This is a genomic window from Bacillus sp. TSO22, assembly GCF_020223595.1.
Taxonomy (GTDB): Bacteria; Bacillota; Bacilli; order Bacillales; family Bacillaceae; genus Bacillus; species Bacillus inaquosorum.
The window spans coordinates 278,397-304,540 of sequence record NZ_JAHAWO010000001.1; the positions used below are offsets into that span (position 1 = coordinate 278,397).

Annotated in this window: 20 protein-coding genes and 1 other annotated feature; of the genes, 18 read left to right on the forward strand and 2 right to left on the reverse strand. The window is 44.3% G+C overall.

The genetic code is table 11. From position 1 onward, the window contains the following. Positions 1 to 15 precede the first annotated feature (15 nt). From leuB to yihA, 9 genes are all read left to right on the forward strand, one after another. Positions 16 to 1,113 (forward strand): 3-isopropylmalate dehydrogenase, encoded by a 1,098-nt coding sequence (gene leuB, locus KHQ79_RS01470; RefSeq protein ID WP_225514076.1) that lies wholly within the window; start codon positions 16 to 18, stop codon positions 1,111 to 1,113. A 49-nt stretch (positions 1,114 to 1,162) separates the two neighbouring features. After that, entirely contained in the window at positions 1,163 to 2,581 is a 1,419-nt protein-coding gene (gene leuC / locus KHQ79_RS01475; RefSeq protein WP_225514077.1) for a 3-isopropylmalate dehydratase large subunit, read from the forward strand. A gap of 12 nt (positions 2,582 to 2,593) precedes the next feature. Next, positions 2,594 to 3,193, forward strand: a complete 600-nt coding sequence (leuD, locus tag KHQ79_RS01480) for a 3-isopropylmalate dehydratase small subunit (protein ID WP_225514078.1) — start codon at positions 2,594 to 2,596, stop codon at positions 3,191 to 3,193. A 118-nt stretch (positions 3,194 to 3,311) separates the two neighbouring features. Further along, positions 3,312 to 4,316 (forward strand): DNA damage checkpoint antagonist DdcA, encoded by a 1,005-nt coding sequence (gene ddcA, locus KHQ79_RS01485; RefSeq protein ID WP_003237612.1) that lies wholly within the window; start codon positions 3,312 to 3,314, stop codon positions 4,314 to 4,316. Between the two features lie 227 nt (positions 4,317 to 4,543). After that, entirely contained in the window at positions 4,544 to 5,818 is a 1,275-nt protein-coding gene (gene tig, locus KHQ79_RS01490) for a trigger factor (RefSeq protein WP_019259085.1), read from the forward strand. 271 nt (positions 5,819 to 6,089) lie between these two features. Next, the gene (gene clpX, locus KHQ79_RS01495; RefSeq protein WP_003222561.1) at positions 6,090 to 7,352 is read left to right on the forward strand and encodes an ATP-dependent protease ATP-binding subunit ClpX; all 1,263 of its coding nucleotides are present in this window, start codon (positions 6,090 to 6,092) and stop codon (positions 7,350 to 7,352) included. A gap of 153 nt (positions 7,353 to 7,505) precedes the next feature. Beyond that, a complete protein-coding gene (lonB, locus tag KHQ79_RS01500) occupies positions 7,506 to 9,164 on the forward strand; it encodes an ATP-dependent protease LonB (RefSeq protein ID WP_003237608.1) in 1,659 nt (552 codons plus the stop codon). Between the two features lie 180 nt (positions 9,165 to 9,344). After that, positions 9,345 to 11,669: an endopeptidase La gene (gene lon / locus KHQ79_RS01505; protein WP_003237606.1), complete on the forward strand. Its 2,325-nt coding sequence runs from the start codon at positions 9,345 to 9,347 to the stop codon at positions 11,667 to 11,669. Further along, a complete protein-coding gene (gene yihA, locus KHQ79_RS01510) occupies positions 11,666 to 12,253 on the forward strand; it encodes a ribosome biogenesis GTP-binding protein YihA/YsxC (protein ID WP_225514079.1) in 588 nt (195 codons plus the stop codon). The genes lon and yihA overlap by 4 nt, the downstream gene beginning before the upstream one ends. 228 nt (positions 12,254 to 12,481) lie before the next feature. Here yihA and KHQ79_RS01515 read toward each other — a convergent pair whose 3' ends face one another. Beyond that, the gene (locus tag KHQ79_RS01515; RefSeq protein WP_225514080.1) at positions 12,482 to 12,979 is read right to left on the reverse strand and encodes a hypothetical protein; all 498 of its coding nucleotides are present in this window, start codon (positions 12,977 to 12,979) and stop codon (positions 12,482 to 12,484) included. 231 nt (positions 12,980 to 13,210) lie between these two features. Here KHQ79_RS01515 and hemA point away from each other — a divergent pair, with 231 nt between their 5' ends. The 8 genes from hemA to cotN all read left to right on the forward strand — a co-directional run bounded on the left by hemA (position 13,211) and on the right by cotN (position 22,799). Beyond that, positions 13,211 to 14,578, forward strand: a complete 1,368-nt coding sequence (hemA, locus tag KHQ79_RS01520; protein WP_003237602.1) for a glutamyl-tRNA reductase — start codon at positions 13,211 to 13,213, stop codon at positions 14,576 to 14,578. A 7-nt stretch (positions 14,579 to 14,585) separates the two neighbouring features. Next, complete coding sequence (locus KHQ79_RS01525; RefSeq protein ID WP_003222575.1) at positions 14,586 to 15,416, forward strand: cytochrome c biogenesis protein; 831 nt, start codon at positions 14,586 to 14,588, stop codon at positions 15,414 to 15,416. A 36-nt stretch (positions 15,417 to 15,452) separates the two neighbouring features. Continuing rightward, a complete protein-coding gene (hemC, locus tag KHQ79_RS01530) occupies positions 15,453 to 16,394 on the forward strand; it encodes a hydroxymethylbilane synthase (RefSeq protein ID WP_003237600.1) in 942 nt (313 codons plus the stop codon). Continuing rightward, positions 16,384 to 17,172: a uroporphyrinogen-III synthase gene (hemD, locus tag KHQ79_RS01535; RefSeq protein WP_225514081.1), complete on the forward strand. Its 789-nt coding sequence runs from the start codon at positions 16,384 to 16,386 to the stop codon at positions 17,170 to 17,172. Before hemC ends, hemD begins: the two co-directional genes overlap by 11 nt. Next, positions 17,169 to 18,143, forward strand: coding sequence for a porphobilinogen synthase (hemB, locus tag KHQ79_RS01540; RefSeq protein ID WP_084995801.1), 975 nt, complete (start codon positions 17,169 to 17,171; stop codon positions 18,141 to 18,143). The genes hemD and hemB overlap by 4 nt, the downstream gene beginning before the upstream one ends. A gap of 21 nt (positions 18,144 to 18,164) precedes the next feature. Further along, positions 18,165 to 19,457 (forward strand): glutamate-1-semialdehyde 2,1-aminomutase, encoded by a 1,293-nt coding sequence (hemL, locus tag KHQ79_RS01545; RefSeq protein WP_225514082.1) that lies wholly within the window; start codon positions 18,165 to 18,167, stop codon positions 19,455 to 19,457. Between the two features lie 133 nt (positions 19,458 to 19,590). Continuing rightward, positions 19,591 to 21,741: a LysM peptidoglycan-binding domain-containing protein gene (locus KHQ79_RS01550; protein ID WP_225514083.1), complete on the forward strand. Its 2,151-nt coding sequence runs from the start codon at positions 19,591 to 19,593 to the stop codon at positions 21,739 to 21,741. Between the two features lie 32 nt (positions 21,742 to 21,773). Further along, positions 21,774 to 22,799, forward strand: a complete 1,026-nt coding sequence (gene cotN / locus KHQ79_RS01555; RefSeq protein WP_019259076.1) for a spore coat protein CotN — start codon at positions 21,774 to 21,776, stop codon at positions 22,797 to 22,799. An 18-nt stretch (positions 22,800 to 22,817) separates the two neighbouring features. On the opposite strand, the gene KHQ79_RS01560 is transcribed toward cotN, so the two are convergent. Next, positions 22,818 to 23,009 (reverse strand): hypothetical protein, encoded by a 192-nt coding sequence (locus KHQ79_RS01560; protein ID WP_003222590.1) that lies wholly within the window; start codon positions 23,007 to 23,009, stop codon positions 22,818 to 22,820. A gap of 165 nt (positions 23,010 to 23,174) precedes the next feature. Further along, positions 23,175 to 23,397 (forward strand) — a binding site (T-box leader). A 59-nt stretch (positions 23,398 to 23,456) separates the two neighbouring features. On the opposite strand from KHQ79_RS01560, the gene valS reads away from it, so the two are divergent. Continuing rightward, positions 23,457 to 26,099 (forward strand): valine--tRNA ligase, encoded by a 2,643-nt coding sequence (valS, locus tag KHQ79_RS01565; RefSeq protein WP_225514084.1) that lies wholly within the window; start codon positions 23,457 to 23,459, stop codon positions 26,097 to 26,099. The last annotated feature ends 45 nt before the right edge of the window (positions 26,100 to 26,144 follow it).

Here is a 26,144-nt window from a genome sequence, read left to right on the forward strand (position 1 = left end):
AGGAGAACGGTTAACTTGAAGAAACGTATTGCTCTATTGCCCGGAGACGGGATCGGCCCTGAAGTATTAGAATCAGCGACAGACGTACTGAAAAGTGTTGCCGAACGCTTTAACCATGAATTTGAATTTGAATATGGCCTGATTGGAGGGGCGGCGATTGATGAACATAACAATCCCCTTCCGGAGGAAACAGTTACGGCTTGTAAAAAAGCGGACGCTATATTGCTTGGCGCTGTCGGCGGACCGAAATGGGATCAAAATCCTTCGGAGCTGAGACCTGAAAAAGGGCTGCTCAGCATCAGAAAACAGCTTGATTTGTTTGCGAATTTGCGGCCTGTGAAGGTGTTTGAAAGCCTTTCTGACGCTTCGCCTTTGAAAAAAGAATATATAGATAACGTTGATTTTGTTATCGTCCGTGAGCTGACAGGCGGCTTGTATTTCGGCCAGCCGAGCAAACGCTATGCAAACACTGAAGGTGAGCAGGAAGCTGTAGACACGCTGTTTTATAAGCGGACGGAAATTGAACGCGTGATCAGAGAGGGCTTTAAAATGGCGGCAGCCAGAAAAGGCAAATTGACCTCTGTTGATAAAGCGAACGTACTTGAATCAAGCAGGCTTTGGCGTGAAGTGGCTGAAGACGTTGCAAAAGATTTTCCTGATGTGAAGCTGGAGCACATGCTTGTGGATAACGCGGCCATGCAGCTGATTTATGCGCCGAATCAATTTGATGTCGTGGTGACTGAAAATATGTTCGGTGATATTTTAAGCGATGAAGCGTCCATGCTTACAGGCTCACTCGGAATGCTCCCGTCAGCCAGCCTATCAAGCTCAGGCCTTCATCTGTTTGAGCCTGTTCATGGCTCCGCGCCTGACATAGCCGGCAAAGGGATGGCTAATCCATTCGCGGCCATATTGTCAGCGGCAATGCTTTTGAGAACATCTTTCGGACTTGAAGAGGAAGCGAAAGCTGTAGAGGATGCGGTTAACAAAGTCTTGGCTTCCGGAAAAAGAACAAGAGACTTGGCACGAGGCGAAGAGTTCAGCAGCACTCAGGCCATTACAGAGGAAGTTAAGGCAGCAATAATGAGTGAAAATACAATTTCTAATGTGTGACAGCTTTGTTAAGCGGTCTTAGTTCATAGGTAGAGGGAGGAAATAAAAGATGATGCCTCGAACAATCATCGAAAAGATTTGGGATCAGCATATTGTAAAACATGGTGAGGGAAAACCGGATCTTCTCTATATTGATTTGCATCTTATTCATGAGGTGACGTCTCCTCAGGCATTTGAAGGGTTGAGACAAAAGGGAAGGAAGGTCAGAAGACCGCAAAACACATTTGCGACAATGGACCACAACATCCCGACCGTTAATCGTTTTGAGATAAAGGATGAAGTTGCGAAACGCCAGGTGACGGCGCTTGAACGAAACTGTGAAGAATTTGGCGTGCGCCTTGCCGATCTTCACAGTGTGGATCAAGGGATTGTCCATGTCGTCGGTCCTGAACTGGGCTTAACACTTCCGGGGAAAACGATTGTATGCGGCGACAGCCATACATCAACCCATGGCGCATTCGGCGCCCTTGCATTCGGAATCGGGACGAGTGAAGTTGAACATGTTCTTTCCACACAGACACTGTGGCAGCAGCGTCCGAAAACACTTGAAGTGCGCGTAGACGGAACGCTTCAAAAAGGGGTAACGGCAAAGGATGTCATTCTTGCTGTCATCGGCAAATACGGTGTGAAATTCGGCACTGGCTATGTCATTGAATACACTGGGGAAGTATTCAGAAATATGACGATGGATGAGCGGATGACCGTTTGTAACATGTCAATTGAAGCAGGGGCAAGAGCAGGTTTGATTGCACCTGACGAGGTGACATTTGAATATTGCAAAAACCGCAAGTACACGCCAAAAGGCGAAGAATTTGACAAGGCCGTAGAGGAATGGAAGGCGCTGCGCACAGATCCGGGCGCTGTTTACGATAAATCTATCGTCCTTGACGGCAACGAAATTTCTCCTATGGTGACATGGGGCATCAACCCGGGAATGGTTCTTCCTGTCGATTCTGAGGTTCCTGCCCCGGAAAGCTTTTCCGCGGAAGATGACAAAAAAGAAGCGATTCGCGCTTATGAATATATGGGGCTGACTCCTCATCAGAAAATAGAAGATATCAAAGTGGAGCACGTATTTATCGGTTCCTGCACAAATTCTCGCATGACTGACCTGCGCCAGGCTGCTGATATGATCAAAGGGAAGAAGGTAGCTGACAGCGTAAGAGCCATTGTTGTTCCCGGATCTCAAAGCGTGAAGCTACAGGCTGAGAAAGAAGGGATTGACCAAATTTTCTTGGAAGCTGGATTTGAATGGAGAGAGTCAGGCTGCAGCATGTGTTTAAGCATGAATAATGACGTTGTTCCTGAGGGAGAGCGCTGTGCGTCAACCTCTAACCGCAACTTCGAGGGCAGACAAGGAAAAGGTGCGAGAACACATCTCGTCAGCCCGGCAATGGCTGCGATGGCCGCCATTCACGGACACTTCGTTGATGTCAGAAAGTTTTATCAGGAAAAATCAGTTGTGTAAGGAGTGCGCGAGATGGAACCTTTGAAAACACATACGGGGAAAGCGGCCGTATTAAATCGAATCAATGTTGACACAGACCAAATTATTCCTAAGCAATTTTTGAAGAGGATTGAAAGAACAGGCTACGGCCGTTTTGCATTCTTTGACTGGAGATATGATGCGAACGGTGAACCGAACCCTGAATTTGAATTAAACCAGCCGGCTTATCAAGGCGCTTCCATTTTAATAGCAGGAGAAAACTTCGGCTGCGGATCATCACGTGAACACGCTCCGTGGGCGCTGGATGATTATGGATTTAAAATCATTATTGCGCCGTCATTTGCTGATATTTTCCACCAGAACTGTTTTAAAAACGGTATGCTGCCGATTCGCATGCCGTATGACAATTGGAAAAAGCTTGTCGGCCAGTATGAAAACCAGTCATTGCAGATGACTGTTGACCTTGAAAATCAGCTTATTCATGATAGTGAAGGCAATCAAATTTCATTCGAAGTGGATCCGCATTGGAAAGAGATGCTCATCAACGGCTATGATGAAATTTCATTAACGCTTTTGGTTGAAGATGAAATCAAGGAATTTGAATCACAAAGAAGCTCTTGGCTTAAAGCCTGAAAAAGCTGCCGGCATCTGTCCGGCGGCTTTTTTTGCCTGATGAAACCTTTCATTTCTTGTGTTTGTTCACAGGTGTTGATACACTTGAACAAAATAAATGCCTGAAAGGAATATAGGTATGACGCATGACAAGAAGAACGCAAAAATTATTCCTTTTCCTCATCTGAAAGACCGTCTTGTGGAAAAAGGGATGGCATCACTGAAGGAAAAAAAGTATCAAGAAGCGCTTGAGCTGTTTTCGGAAGCAATGAAATATGATGATACTGAATCCGATCTTCACTTAGGGATGGCCATCTGCTTTTTAGAGCTGGGCGAATTGGAAGAGGCAAAAAGAGTGTGCGAGAAGATGCTCAAAGAAGGCTATGGCCATTATTTTACGGTTTTGCAGGTGTACATGACCATCTTAATTCAGCTCAAAAAATACGAAGAAGTCAAAAGCACCATTGAAGCCGTTTTAGAAGAAAACCAGCTGCCTGCAGAAAGTGCAGAGCAATTTTATAAGCTGCTTGATTTCAGCCGTAAAATGACTGATCCGGAGCGTGAGGACGAGGCTTGGGCCGAGGAATATGAGGATACCATTGACACTGAGAAAGTGCTGGCAAGCCCTGAGGAGCAAATGAATTTAATTCATTCCTTAAAAGACCGCAATGTAGCGAAGTATACAGGACTGCTGAAAACAATCCTTCAAGACCCTTCAGCTCACCCGATTATCAAAACGATGATTGTCATGCTATTGGCGGAGCACGAGTATAGCAAACCGGTGCACATTACTAAATTTGGCGAGTCTTTGACAATTGAACCGTCTGAGATTGTCCCGCCTGATGCCGCTCCGATTTTACACCGTGTGCTCCGGGTGCTGGATGAGACGCTTGGAAATGAAAATCCAACCTTATACGCGGCAGTAGAAGAACTGTGGAGAAGACATCTGTACGTTTTATATCCGTTCCAGCCGAAATTGCTGTCGGCCGATCTTTGGGCGGCTGCCCTGCATAAAGTCGGTTACGAGATGCACGGGATTGAAATTGAAAGAGAAGAACTTCATATGATGTATGAGTTTACCGACAGAGAACTCGATGAAGCGTGCACAATGATAAAAGATATTGAAGAAATTTCTTATTTGTAAATCGCGCCATATAGTTGAAAGCGCTATGTGTTATGTTATAATATAATGGTTGTATTTGTGTATAACGGGTTATAAGAAATACGGTTGGACAGGCTTTGCAGTTCATTATTAACATCTATACATAATGATTCTGATCTTTGGCAGCTTTGTTTTTGTTGGACGAAGCCGAATGATTGCTTTAGAATGGAAGACCGACACAACCTGAATAGATTTTTGGAGGGAAACACATGTCTGTAAAATGGGAAAAACAAGAAGGCAACGAAGGCGTTTTAACGGTTGAAGTTGATGCTGAAACGTTTAAAACAGCACTTGATGATGCATTTAAAAAAGTAGTAAAACAAGTTTCAATTCCTGGATTCCGTAAAGGTAAAATTCCTCGCGGATTATTCGAACAGCGCTTTGGCGTAGAAGCTCTTTACCAAGATGCTTTGGATATTCTTCTTCCTGTAGAATACCCTAAAGCGGTTGAAGAAGCTGGAATCGAGCCGGTAGACCGTCCTGAAATCGATGTTGAAAAAATCGAAAAAGGCGAAAGCTTAATCTTCACTGCGAAAGTAACAGTAAAACCTGAAGTGAAGCTTGGCGATTACAAAGGCTTAGGCATTGAAAAAGACGACACAGCTGTAACTGACGAAGATGTTCAAAACGAACTAAAAGCGCTTCAAGAGCGTCAAGCTGAGCTTGTTGTAAAAGAAGAAGGCGCTGTTGAAGAAGGAAACACAGTTGTTCTTGATTTCGAAGGATTCGTTGACGGCGAAGCGTTCGAAGGCGGAAAAGCTGAAAACTACTCTCTAGAAGTTGGTTCTGGTTCATTCATCCCTGGCTTCGAAGATCAGTTAGTCGGCCTTGAAGCAGGTGCTGAGAAGGATGTTGAAGTGACATTCCCTGAAGAGTATCACGCTGAAGAGCTTGCAGGCAAACCAGCTGTGTTCAAAGTGAAAATTCACGAAATCAAAGCGAAAGAGCTTCCTGAGCTTGACGATGAATTCGCAAAAGATATCGATGAAGAAGTGGAAACACTTGCTGAATTAACTGAAAAAACAAAGAAACGTTTAGAAGAAGCAAAAGAAAACGAAGCTGACGCTAAATTGCGTGAAGAGCTTGTTCTGAAAGCTTCTGAAAATGCTGAAATCGATGTGCCGCAAGCAATGGTCGACACTGAGCTTGACCGCATGCTGAAAGAATTCGAACAGCGTCTGCAAATGCAAGGCATGAACCTTGAGCTTTACACTCAATTCTCAGGCCAAGATGAAGCTGCGTTAAAAGAGCAAATGAAAGAAGATGCTGAAAAACGCGTAAAATCTAACCTGACTCTTGAGGCGATTGCGAAAGCGGAAAACCTTGAAGTATCAGATGAGGAAGTTGATGCTGAGCTTTCTAAAATGGCTGAAGCATACAACATGCCTGTTGAAAATATTAAACAAGCCATCGGTTCTACTGACGCGATGAAGGAAGATTTAAAAGTTCGCAAAGCAATTGATTTTCTTGTAGAAAACCGTTAATATGGTGCATAATAATAGTAATAATAAAACAGGGCGCGAATGATTCGTGCCTTGTTTTGTACAATTATGATATATCTCTTTTTCTTGGGGCAAGATAGTTAATGCAAGGCTGTTTTTTGTCATACATATAGAATGTGCAAGTCAGAAACACATTGTTACCGTCTTTTTGGAAAGTATGGTAAAATGCAATACATACTCGTTCGTTTCAAGAATCATTTTCTTTTGCTCTGCCGGTAAAAGAAAAAGTGAGACAAGATTAAGGGGTGAAAGAATGTTTAAATTTAACGAGGAAAAAGGACAATTAAAATGCTCGTTCTGTGGAAAAACACAAGATCAGGTTCGTAAGCTTGTAGCCGGACCTGGTGTATATATATGTGACGAATGTATCGAACTCTGCACTGAAATTGTGGAAGAAGAACTCGGAACTGAAGAAGAAGTAGAATTTAAAGACGTACCGAAGCCTCAGGAAATCCGCGAAATTCTGAATGAATATGTCATCGGCCAGGATCAAGCGAAGAAATCACTCGCTGTTGCTGTGTATAACCACTATAAGCGCATTAACTCCAACAGCAAAGTTGATGATGTTGAGCTTTCGAAAAGTAATATTTCATTAATCGGTCCTACAGGAAGCGGTAAAACCCTTCTGGCGCAAACATTGGCTCGCATTTTAAATGTGCCGTTTGCGATTGCGGACGCTACGTCTTTGACTGAAGCTGGATACGTGGGTGAAGATGTAGAGAATATTCTCTTGAAGCTCATCCAAGCTGCTGACTATGATGTAGAAAAAGCCGAAAAAGGCATTATCTATATTGATGAAATCGATAAAGTGGCAAGAAAATCAGAAAACCCGTCTATTACACGTGACGTGTCAGGTGAAGGTGTTCAGCAGGCGTTGCTTAAAATTCTTGAGGGTACAGTGGCAAGCGTGCCGCCTCAAGGAGGACGTAAGCATCCTCATCAAGAATTCATTCAAATTGACACAACAAATATTTTGTTCATTTGCGGCGGTGCTTTCGATGGTATCGAACAAATCATCAAACGCCGTTTAGGCCAGAAAGTGATTGGATTCGGTGGGGACAATAAAGCTGCTGATCTGGAGAAAGAAGACCTTCTTTCAAAAGTGCTTCCTGAAGACTTGCTTCGCTTCGGGTTAATTCCTGAATTTATCGGACGTCTTCCGGTTATTGCAAGCCTTGAAAAGCTCGACGAGGAAGCGTTGGTTGCGATCTTAACAAAACCGAAAAACGCTCTTGTTAAGCAATTCAAGAAAATGCTTGAGCTTGACAATGTTGAGCTTGAGTTTGAAGAAGAAGCACTTTCTGAAATTGCTAAAAAAGCAATTGAACGCAAGACTGGAGCGCGCGGACTCCGTTCTATCATTGAAGGTATTATGCTTGATGTGATGTTTGAGCTGCCATCCCGTGATGACATTGAAAAATGTGTGATTACCGGGGCAACTGTAACACACGGAGAGCCTCCTCGCCTCTTATTAAAAGACGGCACTGAGGTAAGCCAAGATAAAACATCTGCATAAAGATAAGCACGAACCTCCTGAGTGGTGACATTCAGGAGGTTTTTTTGTCCTGCAAACTCTTCCGGAAAAACGTTTATTCCCGTCTTCTATGGGAGATACTAGCAATCAGAGGAATGAATTGGATACATAAATTGTTTTTCAGGAGGGACCATCATGAGTTGGACAGGGATCGCGTTATTTATTCAGCTGTTTTTTGGGATCATCATTGGTTTGTATTTTTGGAATTTGCTTAAAAATCAAAGGACACAAAAGGTCACGATAGATAAGGAATCAAAGAAGGAAATGGAGCAGCTTCGGAAAATGCGCGCTATCAGCTTGTCCGAGCCATTATCTGAAAAGGTCCGCCCCAAAAGCTTTCAAGATATCGTCGGACAGGAAGACGGCATTAAAGCATTAAAGGCGGCTTTATGCGGGCCGAATCCACAGCATGTCATTGTCTATGGACCTCCTGGCGTCGGGAAAACAGCTGCTGCACGGCTTGTGTTAGAAGAAGCGAAAAAACATAAACAATCACCGTTTAAAGAACAGGCTGTTTTTGTGGAACTCGATGCGACAACAGCTCGTTTTGATGAAAGAGGAATTGCCGATCCGCTCATCGGCTCTGTTCATGATCCCATATACCAAGGGGCCGGAGCAATGGGACAGGCGGGGATTCCGCAGCCGAAACAGGGAGCTGTTACCCATGCCCATGGCGGTGTGCTGTTTATTGATGAAATAGGGGAGCTGCATCCTATTCAAATGAATAAAATGCTGAAGGTGCTTGAGGACAGAAAAGTCTTTTTAGACAGTGCGTATTACAGTGAGGAAAACACACAAATCCCGAATCATATTCACGATATTTTTCAAAATGGGCTGCCGGCTGATTTTCGTCTGATTGGCGCGACGACAAGAATGCCGAACGAAATTCCGCCAGCTATCCGATCCCGTTGTTTAGAGGTGTTTTTCCGTGAGCTTGAAAAGGATGAGCTGAAAACCGTTGCCAAAACAGCAGCGGATAAAATTGAAAAAAACATTTCCGATGAAAGTCTGGATCTGCTGACCAGCTATACACGGAACGGGCGGGAAGCTGTTAATATGATTCAAATCGCAGCGGGAATGGCGGTAACGGAGAATCGGAAAGACATTACGATTGAGGATATTGAATGGGTCATTCATTCCAGCCAGCTTACTCCAAAGCACGAGCAGAAAATCGGTGCTGAACCGCAGGTCGGCATTGTAAATGGGCTTGCCGTATATGGACCTAACAGCGGGTCGCTGCTGGAAATCGAAGTGAGTGTAACCCCGGCTCAGGATAAAGGGTCAATTAATATCACGGGAATAGCTGAAGAAGAAAGCATCGGCAGCCAATCAAAATCAATCCGGCGAAAAAGCATGGCGAAGGGTTCGGTTGAAAATGTGTTAACCGTGCTCCGGACAATGGGAATGAAGCCGTCTGATTATGATATTCACATCAATTTCCCAGGAGGGATTCCAATTGACGGTCCGTCGGCGGGCATCGCGATGGCTGCAGGAATTTTCTCGGCGATTCACAAAATTCCAATTGACAATACCATTGCCATGACGGGTGAAATCAGCTTGAACGGTCTTGTGAAACCCATTGGAGGCGTGATTCCGAAAATAAAAGCGGCCAAGCAGTCCGGTGCGAAAAAGGTGATTATCCCATATGAAAATCAGCAGTCGATTTTAAAGCAGATTGATGGAATCACGATTATTGCAGTAAAGACGTTCCAGGAAGTGCTTGATGAAATTTTAGTGAATCCGCCAACGGAACAAAAACCGTTTAATATTGAAATCAATAAAGAATCCGTTTAACCCTATTTTTTAAAATAGGGTTTTTTTCATGAAGGACATCTTTTCCTTTTTCATATCAGAAAGAAAGGGTATACTACGAGGAGACTGTTTTATAGAAAATGGAACCATGCCGTTTATTGTACAAGGATGAAAAAGTTGTATTATAATGGTTCATACTAAAGTCACGGAGGTGTCAGTCACATGGCAGAAGAATTAAAACGCAGCATCCCGCTCCTCCCTTTAAGAGGTTTATTAGTGTACCCGACGATGGTTTTGCATTTAGATGTAGGACGTGACAAGTCGGTTCAGGCCCTTGAACAGGCAATGATGCATGATCATATGATATTTTTAGCCACTCAGCAGGATATTTCGATAGACGAACCGGGTGAAGATGAGATTTTTACTGTCGGCACCTATACAAAAATTAAGCAAATGCTGAAGCTTCCGAACGGTACGATTCGTGTGTTGGTTGAGGGCCTCAAGCGCGCCCAAATCGTCAAATACAATGAGCATGAGGATTACACGTCGGTCGACATTCAGCTGATTCATGAAGATGAATCGAAAGATACAGAAGACGAAGCATTGATGCGGACTTTGTTAGATCACTTTGATCAGTACATAAAAATTTCTAAAAAAATCTCGGCCGAAACATACGCCGCGGTTACTGATATCGAAGAGCCAGGGAGAATGGCAGACATCGTTGCTTCTCACCTGCCCCTTAAACTCAAGGATAAGCAGGATATTTTAGAAACGGCTGACGTCAAAGACAGGCTGAACAAGGTTATTGATTTTATTAATAATGAAAAAGAAGTGCTTGAGATCGAGAAAAAGATCGGCCAGCGCGTCAAACGTTCGATGGAGCGTACGCAGAAGGAATACTACTTGCGTGAACAGATGAAGGCGATCCAAAAAGAGCTTGGCGATAAAGAAGGCAAAACAGGCGAAGTTCAGACACTGACGGAAAAAATCGAAGAAGCAGGCATGCCTGACCATGTGAAGGAAACCGCGCTTAAGGAATTGAACAGATACGAAAAAATTCCGTCAAGTTCCGCAGAAAGCTCTGTGATCCGCAACTATATCGACTGGCTGATTGCTCTCCCGTGGACGGATGAGACAGATGATAAGCTTGATTTGAAAGAGGCAGGACGTCTCTTGGACGAAGAGCATCACGGACTTGAAAAAGTGAAAGAACGTATCTTAGAATATTTGGCTGTCCAGAAGCTGACAAAATCCCTGAAAGGTCCGATTCTCTGCTTGGCGGGACCTCCTGGTGTCGGGAAAACGTCTTTAGCCAAATCAATTGCAAAAAGCTTGGACCGGAAATTCGTCAGAATCTCACTCGGCGGCGTGCGTGACGAATCAGAGATCCGCGGACACAGACGGACCTATGTCGGAGCAATGCCTGGACGCATTATTCAAGGCATGAAAAAAGCCGGCAAGCTGAATCCGGTCTTCTTATTAGACGAAATTGACAAAATGTCATCTGATTTCAGAGGCGACCCGTCATCTGCTATGCTTGAAGTGCTTGATCCAGAGCAAAACAGCACCTTCAGTGATCACTATATTGAAGAAACCTTTGATTTATCAAAAGTGCTGTTTATCGCAACGGCGAACAATTTGGCCACGATCCCGGGCCCGCTTAGAGACAGAATGGAAATTATTAATATTGCGGGTTATACAGAAGTAGAAAAGCTCGAAATTGTAAAAGACCACCTGCTTCCAAAGCAAATCAAGGAACACGGGCTCAAGAAAAGTAACTTGCAGCTTCGTGACCAGGCGATTCTCGATATCATCCGCTACTATACGAGAGAAGCGGGTGTGAGAAGTCTTGAACGCCAGCTTGCCGCGATTTGCCGTAAGGCCGCAAAAGCCATTGTTGCTGAAGAGCGAAAACGGATTACGGTCACTGAGAAGAATCTTCAGGACTTTATCGGAAAACGCATTTTCAGATACGGACAAGCTGAAACAGAAGACCAGATAGGTGTAGTTACAGGGCTTGCCTATACAACCGTCGGCGGAGATACGCTGTCTATTGAAGTATCGCTTTCTCCGGGGAAAGGAAAATTGATCCTGACAGGAAAGCTCGGAGATGTAATGAGAGAGTCAGCTCAGGCTGCATTCAGCTATGTGCGTTCAAAAACAGAAGAACTTGGCATTGAACCTGACTTTCATGAGAAGTATGATATTCATATACATGTACCTGAGGGTGCGGTGCCTAAAGATGGTCCGTCAGCCGGTATTACGATGGCGACAGCGCTTGTTTCTGCTTTAACTGGGCGGGCGGTTTCACGGGAAGTCGGCATGACTGGGGAAATCACGCTACGCGGACGTGTGCTGCCGATCGGCGGATTGAAGGAAAAAGCGCTTGGTGCGCATAGAGCGGGATTAACGACCATCATTGCGCCTAAAGAGAATGAAAAAGATATAGAGGATATTCCGGAAAGCGTCAGAGAAGGGCTGACATTTATATTGGCGTCCCACTTAGACGAAGTTTTGGAACATGCCTTAGTAGGAGAGAAGAAATGAAAGTCACAAAGTCAGAAATCGTGATCAGTGCAGTTAAGCCGGAACAGTACCCTGAGGGCGGGCTTCCGGAAATTGCACTGGCCGGAAGATCGAACGTGGGAAAATCGTCTTTTATCAATTCATTAATCAATCGCAAAAATCTTGCGAGAACATCATCTAAACCGGGAAAAACACAAACGCTCAATTTCTACATTATCAATGATGAGTTGCATTTTGTGGATGTACCGGGTTACGGTTTTGCTAAAGTGTCAAAATCTGAGCGTGAAGCTTGGGGCAGAATGATTGAAACCTACATCACAACACGCGAGGAATTGAAAGCAGTGGTGCAGATCGTTGATTTGCGGCATGCGCCGTCTAATGATGATGTGCAGATGTATGAATTCTTAAAGTATTACGGCATTCCTGTTATTGTTATCGCTACAAAGGCGGATAAGATCCCGAAAGGAAAATGGGACAAACACGCGAAGGTTGTCCGACAGACATTAAATATTGATTCGGAAGACGAGCTGATTCTCTTCTCCTCAGAAACGAAAAAGGGGAAAGATGAAGCTTGGGGAGCGATCAAAAAAATGATAAACCGGTAGAGAATACTCTCTGCCGGTTTTAAATTGTGAAAAATCCTAAAATGATTTCAGTTTTAGGATTTTGTCATCTTTTTTCAGCGTGATTGAAAACCTTTGAAGTCTAGGAAAGGCGAGCATTGGAGCGGAGCGAATGTTCTAATTCGTGAGCACCGACGCGCAGGCTTGACAACGAATGCGAGGGTTTGTCAACACGCTGAACCGGTAGAGAATACTCTCTGCCGGTTTTATTTATCGTATAGATTTTTTTCGTTTTATCAATAATAACAATAAACTGATTCCAATAAAGACAAACGGCCAATACTCTTTCAGAAGCGCTGTCGGAATACGAGCAGACTCAAGCCACGCCATAATTTGTTTGAAAAAGTACAAAAACAGGGAAAAACAAATCATCGACACAGCTTCATATACATATTCTTTTTTCTGAACGGTTGAAATCAAGAGCGAGAAACCGATCAGAAAGAGAAGCATTTCAAAATCATCCGGCCACCATGTCCATTTCGGCTTTGCAAAAAAGTGCAAACCAATTCCGAAAAGAAGCAAACCGATAAAAAAATGGGGTGTGACGGCTTCTTTTTTTCCTTGATATACAAAGGCAGCGCCTAACAGCATGAGGAGAACAGGCCATTGACCCTGCCCTGAAAACAGTTCGGCTTGGCCGCTTTCAAGCCATGCATATACAGAAGCGGCAAGGAGCAGACAAGGGAATAAAATTGATTTTTGTTTCATGCAAATATCACCTTCTTGTTTTTTAGAGCTGATGTGTAGTAAAAATCTGCTGTTTTTGGTATTGTCAATAGGAATGCTTCTTTTGCGTGAAGCTTTTTCTAATATAGCATAAGAATTTTAAAATCTGTTCACATTTTACGAAAGAAACTATGTTATAATTATTATAAATAATGAGTTCTATGTTAGAATGATTATAAATAAAGATTGGGTGTTGGGGGTGTAATTAAAGCGATGCATATACTTGTTGTGGGAGTAGATTATAAATCCGCCCCTATTGAGATACGTGAAAAAGTAAGCTTTCAGCCAAATGAGCTGGCAGAAGCGATGGTGCAGCTGAAAGAAGAGAAAAGCATTCTTGAAAACATCATCGTTTCCACCTGCAACCGCACCGAAATTTATGCGGTAGTCGACCAGCTCCATACCGGCCGTTATTATATAAAAAAGTTTTTAGCTGATTGGTTTCAACTAAGCAAAGAAGAGCTGTCACCGTTCTTAACATTTTACGAGAGCGACGCGGCTGTTGAGCATTTATTCCGTGTAGCCTGCGGACTTGATTCGATGGTGATTGGCGAAACGCAGATTCTCGGCCAGGTGCGCGACAGCTTTAAAACAGCTCAGCAAGAAAAAACGATCGGGACGATTTTTAATGAGCTGTTTAAGCAGGCTGTTACGGTGGGCAAACGGACTCACGCTGAAACAGACATTGGCTCAAATGCAGTGTCAGTAAGCTATGCAGCAGTTGAACTTGCGAAAAAAATCTTCGGAAACCTTTCAAGCAAGCACATATTGATTCTCGGTGCGGGAAAAATGGGCGAGCTTGCAGCGGAAAACCTGCATGGACAGGGAATCGGCAAGGTTACTGTCATTAACCGAACTTACTTGAAAGCGAAGGAGCTTGCAGACCGTTTCTCCGGTGAAGCGAGAAGCTTGAATCAGCTTGAAAGCGCGCTTGCGGAGGCCGATATTCTTATCAGTTCAACCGGCGCAAGTGATTTTGTCGTGTCCAAAGAGATGATGGAAAACGCGAATAAGCTTCGTAAGGGACGTCCGCTGTTTATGGTGGACATTGCTGTGCCAAGAGATCTTGATCCGGCGCTAAATGACCTTGAAGGTGTTTTCCTTTATGATATCGATGATCTGGAAGGCATTGTAGAGGCGAACATGAAAGAGCGGAGAGAAACCGCTGAAAAAGTTGAACTGTTAATTGAAGAAACCATTGTGGAGTTTAAACAATGGCTAAATACACTTGGGGTTGTGCCAGTTATTTCCGCATTGCGCGAAAAGGCGCTTGCCATCCAGTCAGAAACGATGGACAGTATCGAGCGGAAGCTGCCGCACTTGAGCACAAGAGAGAAAAAACTGTTGAACAAACATACCAAAAGTATCATTAATCAAATGCTGCGCGATCCGATATTAAAGGTGAAAGAGCTTGCAGCAGATGCTGATTCTGAAGAAAAGCTGGCCTTGTTTATGCAGATCTTTGATATTGAAGAAGCTGCGGGCCGTCAAATGATAAAAACTGTCGAAAGCAGCCAAAAGGTCCATTCTTTTAAGAAGGCTGAATCAAAAGCGGGCTTTGCCCCACTTGTAAGTGAGTGAATGCTGAATGATTGATACTGCAATGGCAAGACTTAATGAGGGAACAATCGTCATTTACGCATTAAGTGTACTCTTTTATTTTATAGATTTTCTTCAACACAACCGGAAGGCTGGAAAAATGGCCTTCTGGTTGCTTTCTATTGTCTGGACTCTGCAAACCGTGTATTTGGCCTATTTTATGTGGGTGACGGGGCGGTTTCCAGTATTAAATGTGACGGAGGCGCTTTATTTTTATGCCTGGGTGCTTGTCACGCTGTCACTTGTTTTAACAAAGCTGTTACGAGTTGACTTTATCGTGTTTTTTACAAATGTAATAGGATTCTCTATGATCGCCATTCATACCTTTTCACCGACAGAGCAGCAATCAGCTGCTTTTTCCGGACAGCTAGTATCCGAGCTTTTGGTGATTCATATTACAATGGCGATTCTTTCATACGGCGCTTTTTCCCTTTCTTTCGTTTTTTCTGTGCTATATATGTTTCAATATCATCTGCTGAAAAAGAAAAAATGGGGAAAATGGCTGTTGAGAATAGAAGATTTGTCTAAGCTTGATTATATGGCATATGTTCTGAATGTCATCGGGGTTCCGATGCTGTTGCTGAGTTTGATTCTCGGCGTCATTTGGGCGTATGTCTCACTAGAAACGCTGTATTGGTTCGATGCCAAAGTGCTTGGTTCGTTTGTCGTCCTGCTGCTGTACAGCTACTATCTTTATATCAGGCTGATTAAAGAGCTGCAAGGAAAGGTCGCTGCACTGTGGAATACGGCTTGTTTTCTCGTGCTGATGATCAATTATTTCCTGCTGGGAAGCCTGTCGCAATTCCATTGGTTCAGTTAAATGATGTCCCAAGCAGATTCGGGAGGAAAGAAAAATATGAGAACGATTAAGGTAGGTTCCAGACGGAGCAAACTCGCTATGACTCAAACAAAATGGGTCATTCAAAAACTAAAAGAAATCAATCCTTCGTTTACCTTTGAAATAAAAGAAATCGTGACAAAGGGCGACCGGATCGTCGACGTTACGCTCTCAAAAGTGGGCGGGAAAGGGCTGTTTGTCAAAGAGATTGAACAAGCGCTTTTAAATGAAGACATTGATATGGCGGTACACAGCATGAAGGACATGCCTGCTGTTTTGCCTGAAGGACTTGTGATCGGCTGTATTCCTGAACGGGAAGACCCTCGTGACGCCCTTATTTCAAAGAATCGCGTAAAGCTTTCAGAAATGAAGGAAGGCGCTGTTATTGGCACAAGCAGTTTAAGAAGAAGCGCACAGCTTTTGATCGAGCGTCCTGACATTACAATTAAATGGATTAGGGGTAATATAGATACGAGACTTCAAAAGCTGGAAACTGAGGATTATGACGCGATTATTTTAGCTGCTGCCGGCCTTTCCAGAATGGGCTGGAAGCAAGATGTCGTAACCGAATTTCTCGAGCCTGAGCGCTGTTTGCCTGCTGTGGGCCAAGGAGCACTGGCAATTGAGTGCCGAGAATCTGATGAAGAGCTATTGGCGTTGTTTTCTCAGTTTACAGATGAATATACAAAACGGACCGTGTTGGCGGAACGTGCTTATTTAAACGCGATGGAGGGCGGCTGCCAGGTTCCGATCGCAGGATACTCAGTGTTAAACGGACAGGATGAAATTGAATTGACAGGGCTTGTCGCTTCTCCTGACGGCAAAATCATTTTTAAAGAAACCGTCACCGGAAACGATCCGGAGGAAGTCGGAAAGCGCTGTGCCGCTCTTATGGCTGACAAAGGAGCCAAAGAATTAATTGATCGTGTAAAACGGGAGCTTGATGAGGATGGAAAATGATTTTCCGCTGAAAGGAAAAACAGTGCTAGTCACCCGGAATAAGGCGCAGGCAAAATCGTTTCAGCAAAAAGTGGAGGCGCTTGGCGGAAAAGCGGTTTTGACCTCTTTGATTACGTTTCGACGCGCTTTGCCGAATGATGTTGCGAAACAGGTGAAAGAGGATCTTGCTGCGCCTGGCTGGCTTGTTTTTACAAGTGTGAACGGAGCGGACTTCTTTTTTTCTTATCTACAGGAAAATCAGCTTTTTCTTCCTGCTCATAAAAAAATTGCGGCTGTCGGTGAAAAAACGGCTCGCCGCTTGGAAACGCATAACGTATCGGTTGATGTAATGCCTAAGGACTATATCGCTGAACAATTGGCGGAGGCCCTTAAGCAGCATGCTGAACCGGCGGAACGAATTACAGTGATTAAAGGCAATTTGTCACGTGATGTGATCAAACAAGAGCTTGTCCCGCTCGGTTTTGAAGTGAAGGAATGGGTTGTTTACGAAACGATTCCGGATGAAGAAGGCATCAAGGCACTGAGAGAGGCTGCGAGTCATTATTCATTTGACTATGTGACATTTACGAGTTCATCAACCGTACATACGTTTATGCATGTTTTAGGAGAAGAATTGAAAAAGTGGCAGGCGAACAGGACGTCATGTATTAGCATCGGACCTTTAACAAGGGACGCCCTGCTGACGTATGGCATCACATCACATACGCCTGACACATTTACAATAGACGGCATGCTTGAGTTAATGTGCAGCATGTCAAGAGAGGAAGAGAGAATATGAGTCAATCATTTAACAGACACCGCCGCCTGCGGTCCTCAAAAGCAATGAGAGAGATGGTAAAGGAAACACGTTTGCATCCATCAGATTTTATTTATCCGATTTTTGTCGTTGAAGGGCTGGAAGGTAAAAAAGCTGTTCCGTCAATGCCTGATGTTTACCATGTATCATTAGATCTATTGAAGGATGAAGTGGCAGAGTTGGTCAAACTGGGCATTCAATCTGTCATCGTGTTCGGCATCCCGGAAGAAAAAGATGATTGCGGAACGCAAGCGTACCATGATCACGGCATCGTTCAAAAAGCCATCACAGAAATTAAAAAACACTTCCCTGAGATGGTTGTTGTCGCTGATACATGCTTGTGCGAATATACAGACCACGGCCATTGCGGACTTGTCAAAGACGGAGTCATCCTCAATGATGAATCGCTGGAGCTTTTGGCGCAGACAGCTGTCAGCCAAGCGAGAGCTGGTGCGGATATCATTGCGCCATCAAACATGATGGACGGATTTGTTACAGTGATAAGAGAGGCGCTTGATAAAGAAGGATTCGTCAATATTCCAATCATGTCTTACGCTGTAAAATATTCAAGTGAGTTTTACGGTCCGTTCCGTGATGCAGCAAACAGCACGCCGCAATTCGGGGACCGCAAAACATATCAGATGGACCCTGCCAACCGTATGGAAGCACTCCGCGAAGCACAATCAGATGTTGAGGAAGGCGCGGACTTTTTAATTGTCAAACCTTCACTTTCATATATGGATATCATGCGTGACGTGAAAAATGAGTTTGCTTTGCCGCTCGTCGCTTATAATGTAAGCGGAGAGTATTCTATGGTGAAGGCTGCAGCGCAGAACGGCTGGATCAAAGAAAAAGAAATTGTGCTAGAAATTTTGACAAGCATGAAGCGCGCAGGTGCCGATCTAATTATTACGTACCATGCGAAAGACGCAGCGAAATGGCTTGCGGAGTAATTTTGACAGGAGTTGAGGCAGATGAGAAGCTATGAAAAATCAAAAGCGGCTTTTAAAGAAGCGCAAAAACTCATGCCGGGCGGTGTGAACAGTCCCGTTCGCGCATTTAAATCGGTAGACATGGACCCGATTTTTATGGAGCGCGGAAAAGGCTCAAAAATCTTTGATATTGACGGTAATGAATATATTGACTACGTCTTGTCATGGGGACCTTTAATTTTAGGGCATACAAATGACCGCGTCGTAGAGAGCCTCAAAAAAGTGGCTGAATACGGGACAAGCTTCGGGGCTCCGACTGAGGTGGAAAATGAACTGGCACAACTCGTCATTGATCGTGTGCCATCTGTAGAAATTGTACGAATGGTCAGCTCCGGAACAGAGGCCACAATGAGTGCCCTTCGTTTGGCAAGAGGCTATACAGGCCGCAACAAGATTTTAAAATTTGAGGGCTGCTACCACGGGCACGGCGATTCTCTCTTGATTAAAGCAGGTTCAGGAGTGGCCACTCTTGGTCTGCCTGACAGCCCTGGTGTGCCTGAAGGCATTGCGAAAAACACCATCACCGTTCCGTACAATGATTTAGAAAGTATAAAGCTTGCTTTCCAGCAATTCGGTGAAGACATTGCGGGTGTTATCGTAGAGCCGGTTGCCGGAAATATGGGGGTTGTTCCGCCGCAAGAAGGCTTCCTGCAAGGTCTGCGTGATATCACTGAGCAATACGGTTCCCTGCTGATATTTGATGAAGTGATGACAGGCTTCCGGGTCGATTATAACTGTGCTCAAGGCTATTTCGACGTAGCGCCTGATCTGACTTGTTTAGGAAAAGTGATCGGGGGCGGACTTCCTGTCGGCGCTTATGGAGGCAAGGCTGAAATCATGGAGCAGATCGCTCCGAGCGGTCCGATTTATCAGGCTGGTACATTGTCAGGCAACCCGCTTGCGATGACGGCTGGCTTAGAAACATTAAAACAGCTGACACCTGATTCCTACAAGAATTTCATCAAAAAAGGTGACAGGCTGGAAGAAGGCATTTCAAAAGCGGCTGAGGCTCATGGCATTCCGCATACCTTTAACCGCGCAGGTTCGATGATCGGTTTCTTCTTTACAAACGAACCTGTCATCAATTATGAAACAGCTAAATCATCTGATTTAAAGCTGTTTGCTAAATATTATAAAGGGATGGCAAATGAAGGTGTATTCCTTCCGCCATCACAATTCGAAGGCCTTTTCCTTTCAACGGCCCATACTGATGAAGATATTGAAAAAACAATCCAGGCAGCTGAGAAAGTATTCGCTGAGATCAGCCGCGGATAAGAGTGAAAAACCGGTATCAAGGACATCCTTGTACCGGTTTTTTCTGTGCTCTCCCACTCATATTTTCCCCAGTTCATACATACACCTTTAGTGACATCTAATTTTAAGGATTAGATGAAAGGAGGATATGAACTTGCCGCAAAATCATCGATTGCAATTTTCTGTAGAAGAATCGATCTGTTTCCAAAAAGGACAGGAAGTTTCTGAACTGCTTTCTATTTCATTAGATCCTGATATTAGGGTTCAAGAAGTAAATGATTATGTATCAATCAGAGGATCGCTTGAACTTACAGGTGAGTACAACATAGATCAAAACAAACATACTGAAGAGTTTTATACAGATAAGCGGTTTGTTGAAGAAGTCAGAAAGAGAGAGGATGGAAGTGCGGAACTGACTCACTGTTTTCCTGTGGATATTACCATTCCGAAAAATAAAGTGAGTCATTTACAGGATGTCTTCGTCTTTATTGACGCATTTGACTATCAATTAACGGATTCGCGCATTTTAACGATTCAGGCTGATTTAGCGATCGAAGGGCTTTTGGATGATACGGCAGATAAAGAGCCGGAGATTCCTCTATATGAAGCTCCTGCGGCATTTAGAGAGGAAGAGCTTTCTGAGCCGCCGATACACAGTGCATTAGAAACGGATGCAGCTCCGGCAGAGGAAGCAATTCTGCAGGATGAACCGCCAGAACTTTTTGTCTCGAAAACCGGGCTTCGTGAAGAGTTGGAAACAGAAAAAGTAGAATCTGCGCCGCCGGAATCAGTTGCTTCAGAACCAGAGACGCGAGAAGGTGTGAAAGAAGAAGCCGAGCCAGCAGAGCTTGTAGTGCCGGAAGAGGAGTCTCGTGAAGAATCAGAAACAGAAGAAGCTGAGCCAGAACCTAATGCATCAGAAATAGAAATTCAAGAGATCGTTAAAGCAGAAAAAGAAACGCCAGAGCCAGCAGCTGCATTAGCAGATGTTCGGATAGACGCGGACTCTCCAGCAGAGGCAGAGCTTCGTGAAGGTTCTGGAGCAGAAGAATCGCCTGCTTTGGAAGCTGAGCTACAAGAAGAGACTGCAATTGAAGAGGAAAAAGCAGAAACACCAGTGTCCTCTATTCTTGAATATGCGTTGCGTCAAGAGGCTCAAAATGAAGAAGCAGATCAACCGGAGCAGGCTGAGCCTGTACTTCGTCAAGAAGCAGATCAATCGGAACAGGCTGAGCCCGTACTTCGTCAAGAAAAGAAAGAAGCAGATCAACCGGAGCAGGCTGAGCCAGTACTTCGTCAAGAAGCAGATCAACCGGAACAGGCTGAGCCCGCACTTCATCAAGAAAAGAAAGAAGCAGATCAATCGAAACAGGCTGAGCCAGTACTTCGTCAAGAAAAGAAAGAAGCAGATCAACCGGAACAGGCTGAGCCCGCACTTCGTCAAGAAGAGAAAGAAGCAGATCAACCGGAACAGGCTGAGCCTGCACTTCGTCAAGAAGAGAAAAAAGCAGATCAACCGGAACAGGCTGAGCCTGCACTTCGTCAAGAAGAGAAAAAAGCAGATCAACCGAAACACGCTGAGCCTGTACTTCGTCAAGAAGAGAAAGAAACAGATCAACCGGAGCACGCTGAGCCCGCACTCCGTCAAGAAGCGGATGAAGCTTCGGAGACTGTGACTGAGGCGGTTCTCTCTATAGAGGAAAGTAGAGAGAGGAAACCAGCATCAGCTGCATATGCAGAGAATGCCGAAGCCGATTCACATCATCCTACTAATCAAAAAGCAAGCTCGGAGGAGGCATCTCAAGAAGAAGAGCTTGCACCGGCATACCGCACCTTCCTGCCCGAACAAGAAGATGGGGATTCTTTTTATTCAGCGCCTAAACTATTGGAGGAGGAAGAACAAGGGGAAGAAAGCTTTGAAATTGAAGTGAGAAAAATACCTCCGGCTGAAGAGCCTGAGGAAGAAACACCTTTTCAATCCTTCCAGCTGCCTGAAACATCTGAGACTGAAAGGAAGGAAGCGGATGCTGTTCCTAGGGTTACTCCTGCTGCTGAAACGAAGGAATCTCAAACAAAAGAAAGTAATAATTCTCTTTATTTAACAAAACTCTTTACGAGAGAAGAAGATGAGTTTTCGAGAATGAAAATATGCATTGTTCAGCAGGAAGACACGATCGAACGTTTATGCGAACGGTATGAAATCACCTCCCAGCAGCTGATCAGGATGAATTCCTTAGCCTTGGATGATGAATTGAAAGCAGGCCAGATCCTTTATATTCCTCAATATAACAACAGCCATGCGTAAGCCGTAAGCGATCGGAAAATGTGGTGAATGGAATGGAAGAAACCCAATCGGTTCTTCAGGAATACGGACTGACTGCTCAATTTATTGAGCCTGTCAGTCCTCTTGTATGGAAAGTGTATACAGACTACGGCGTATTCGCCTTGAAAAAATTGAAATCGGTTCGCAGCAAACAGTTTACAGATCATATGGTGGCGATTGAGGAAAAAGGTTTTCGTTCATTTGTTCCCGTTTACAGAACAAATAGCGGTGAGTTTTTCTCAGCGGGCGTACAATCAGGAGATTCCTATTATTTAATGCCTTGGCTCCAATTTGACCAAGAGGAAGAACGGGATCAGAAACATGCTTATTTATTTAGAGAAGCAGCCCGTCTTCACGAGAGAACTGCGCAGGAAATGAAGGTCAGCCGTGATGATATTGAACGTTATTACGGACAAACGAAAAAAAAGTGGGAAAATGATAAAATTTTCTATGAACAGTTTGTGGACAGAGCGGAGAAGGAATGGTACCTTTCCCCTTTTGAACTCCAAGCCGTAACCTATTTTTCAGAAACCATTTCCGCGGTGAACTTTGCACTGGAGCGGTTGGAGGACTGGTATGAGTCGGCAAAAGAAAAGGGCATCTCAAGGGTTGTGATGAACCACGGCAGCCTATCTATACACCATTTTCTGTATAATGACGCTGGGACCGGGTATTTCACAAACTTCGAAAGAGCGTCTGCCGGCCCGCCGCAAAACGACTTGCTCGGCTTTTATACAAAAATGTTCAGAGGCTTTCCGAAAGCTTGTCCGGAATGTGTCGAATGGTTTTATGCATACACGAAATCATTCCCTTTGCGTGAAGCCGAAGTCAGTCTTTTTCTCAGCTATATGGCATATCCGGCAGCCATGTACAAGGTGCTGAACCGTTATCAAACCGGGAAAAGACAGCATGAAAAAGATGAATGTGCGCATTTATTAAAGGCTTACTGGCAAATGAAAAATATAGAGCCGTTTGTGATGAAAATTCATCAGATTGAACAAGAGAAAAAATTTCAGGCTGAAAACGAGTCCACGTCTTAATGGCGCGGACTTGTTTGTTTATATCCATTCTAAATGAAGAGCGCAAGCTAAAAAGATTAGGATTGCGAGTAGCAAAACATCAAAGGTTGTCGGAAAGAAAATAGTTCTGATCCCTTGAAAAATTGTAATGGGGATAATCACTTGCGCGGATACAAGCCGAATTTGCCTGACCCACGGCGGCAGTGAATAAGAGCTGAATCGTTTCTTCACGGTGCATCCTCCTCTACGCATTTATAAGCATCATATGTAAACTTGGGCAATAGGTGCCTGCCCATTTGTATAGAAAGCGGTGTTTTTGGAAAAGATGATTGACGAATCAAAAACACTTTTACTATAATAAAGAACATAAATAATGTATATAATGAGCTGATAAATACACCTGCTTAGAACGGGAAGAGTACAAAAAAGGCGCATGCAGAGAGAGAAGCCGTTTGCTGAAAGGCTTCTTATGTTGTCTGATTGGAAGGTCGCCCGGGAGCATAATTTCTTGAAAGAAGAGTAGAGAAATTCGGGAAACACCCGTTATCCGTTATAAGTGCATGAACTGATAGAGTTCATGAAAAAAGGTGGTACCGCGAAAGAGCTTTTCGTCCTTTTATAGGGATGAAAAGCTCTTTTTTCGTTCTCAGCCATTTTTAAACATGCTGGAGGGTTATCATGGAAACAAATGAACAAACAATGCCGACGAAATACGATCCGGCAGCGGTTGAAAAAGACCGATATGATTTTTGGCTAAAAGGCAAATTTTTTGAAGCGGGCAGTGACCAGACAAAAGAGCCATATGCTGTTGTCATTCCGCCGCCAAACGTAACAGGAAGACTTCACCTTGGCCACGCGTGGGACACAACACTGCAAGACATTGTAACAAGAATGAAACGCATGCAGGGCTATGATGTGCTGTGGCTTCCGGGTATGGACCACGCCGGCATCGCGACACAGGCTAAAGTGGAAGCGAAACTTCGTGAAGAAGGCAAATCCCGCTACGATTTGGGGCGCGAGAAATTCCTCGAAGAAACATGGAAGTGGAAGGAAGAGTACGCTGACTTTATTCGCAGCCAGTGGGCCAAATTAGGGCTTGGCCTTGATTATTCCCGTGAACGCTTTACGCTGGATGAAGGCTTAAGCAAAGCAGTTCGCGAAGTTTTCGTTAAGCTTTATGAAAAAGGCCTGATCTACAGAGGCGAATATATTATTAACTGGGACCCTGCAACAAAAACAGCTCTATCCGACATTGAGGTTATTTACAAAGATGTTCAGGGCGCGTTCTATCATATGAGCTATCCGCTCACAGACGGTTCAGGCTCGATTGAAATTGCGACGACACGTCCTGAAACGATGCTCGGTGATACAGCTGTTGCCGTTCACCCTGAAGATGAGCGCTATAAGCACCTTATCGGAAAAACGGTAATCCTGCCGATTACAAATCGTGAAATTCCGATTGTCGGTGATGACTATGTAGATATGGAATTTGGTTCAGGTGCAGTGAAAATTACGCCTGCTCATGATCCGAACGACTTCGAGCTTGGAAACCGCCACAATTTAGAAAGAATTCTTGTCATGAATGAAGACGGAACGATGAATGAAAATGCCCTGCAATATCAAGGTATGGATCGTTTTGAATGCCGCAAAAAGCTCGTGAAAGATTTACAGGATGCGGGAGTTCTCTTCAAAATCGAAGATCATATGCACTCTGTCGGCCATAGTGAACGAAGCGGGGCTGTTGTGGAGCCCTATCTTTCAACACAATGGTTTGTGCGCATGCAGCCGCTTGCTGATGCAGCGATTGAGCTGCAAAAGAAAGAAGAAAAAGTTAACTTTGTGCCTGACCGTTTCGAAAAAACGTATTTACACTGGATGGAAAACATCCGCGACTGGTGTATTTCCCGTCAGCTGTGGTGGGGCCACCGCATTCCTGCTTGGTATCATAAAGAAACAGGCGAGTTACATGTTGGGCTTGAAGCGCCTGAGGACAGCGAAAATTGGGAACAGGATACAGATGTACTGGATACATGGTTCAGTTCTGCCCTCTGGCCTTTCTCCACTATGGGCTGGCCTGATGTAACGGCTGAAGACTTTAAACGCTACTATCCGACAGATGTTCTCGTTACAGGGTACGACATCATTTTCTTCTGGGTGTCTCGCATGATTTTCCAAGCGATTGAATTTACAGAAGAGCGCCCGTTCAAAGATGTTTTAATTCATGGCTTAATCCGTGACGAGCAAGGCCGGAAAATGAGTAAATCTCTTGGCAACGGTGTCGATCCGATGGATGTCATTGACAAGTATGGAGCCGATTCTTTACGTTATTTCCTTGCAACTGGAAGCTCTCCTGGCCAGGATCTGCGCTTCAGCTATGAAAAAGTGGAATCGACTTGGAATTTTGCCAATAAAATTTGGAATGCCTCCCGTTTTGCATTAATGAACATGGATGGCATGACGTACGATGAGCTTGATCTGTCAGGCGAAAAATCAGTAGCTGACAAGTGGATTTTAACGCGATTAAATGAAACGATCGAGCATGTGACCCAGCTTGCTGATCGATATGAATTTGGTGAAGTCGGGCGCCATTTATATAACTTTATTTGGGACGATTTCTGTGATTGGTATATTGAAATGGCGAAGCTTCCGCTTTACGGAGAGGACGAAGCGGCTAAGAAAACAACCCGTTCTATCCTTGCTTACGTACTGGATCAAACGATGCGCCTCCTCCATCCGTTTATGCCATTCTTAACGGAAGAAATTTGGCAGCACCTTCCTCACCAAGGGGAATCGATTACAGTAAGTCAATGGCCTGTTGTAGTGCCGGAACATACTGATACTGAAGCGGCAGCTGACATGAAGCTTCTCGTTGAGCTGATCCGTTCTGTACGTAATATCCGCAGTGAAGTCAATACGCCAATGAGCAAGCAGGTTGAACTGTATATTAAAACAAGCACAGACGAAATAGCAGCCCGCCTCGAGGTGAACCGTTCATACGTTGAACGCTTTACGAATCCGAGCGTACTTAAAATCGGCACTGATATCGAAGCTGTTGATAAAGCGATGACGGCTGTTGTCACAGGAGCAGAGGTTATTCTTCCGCTAGAAGGCTTAATTAATATTGATGAAGAAATTGCCCGTCTGCAAAAAGAATTCGATAAGCTGACGAAAGAAGTCGAGCGTGTCCAAAAGAAACTTGGTAATGAAGGATTTATGAAAAAAGCGCCTGCGCACGTAATTGATGAAGAACGTGAAAAAGAAAAAGATTATGTGGCAAAGCGTGACGCTGTTCAAAAACGAATGGCTGAGCTGAAGGGCTAATGAAAAGCCGGGGCGGTTTCTATAGAAACCGCCTTGTCTTATAAA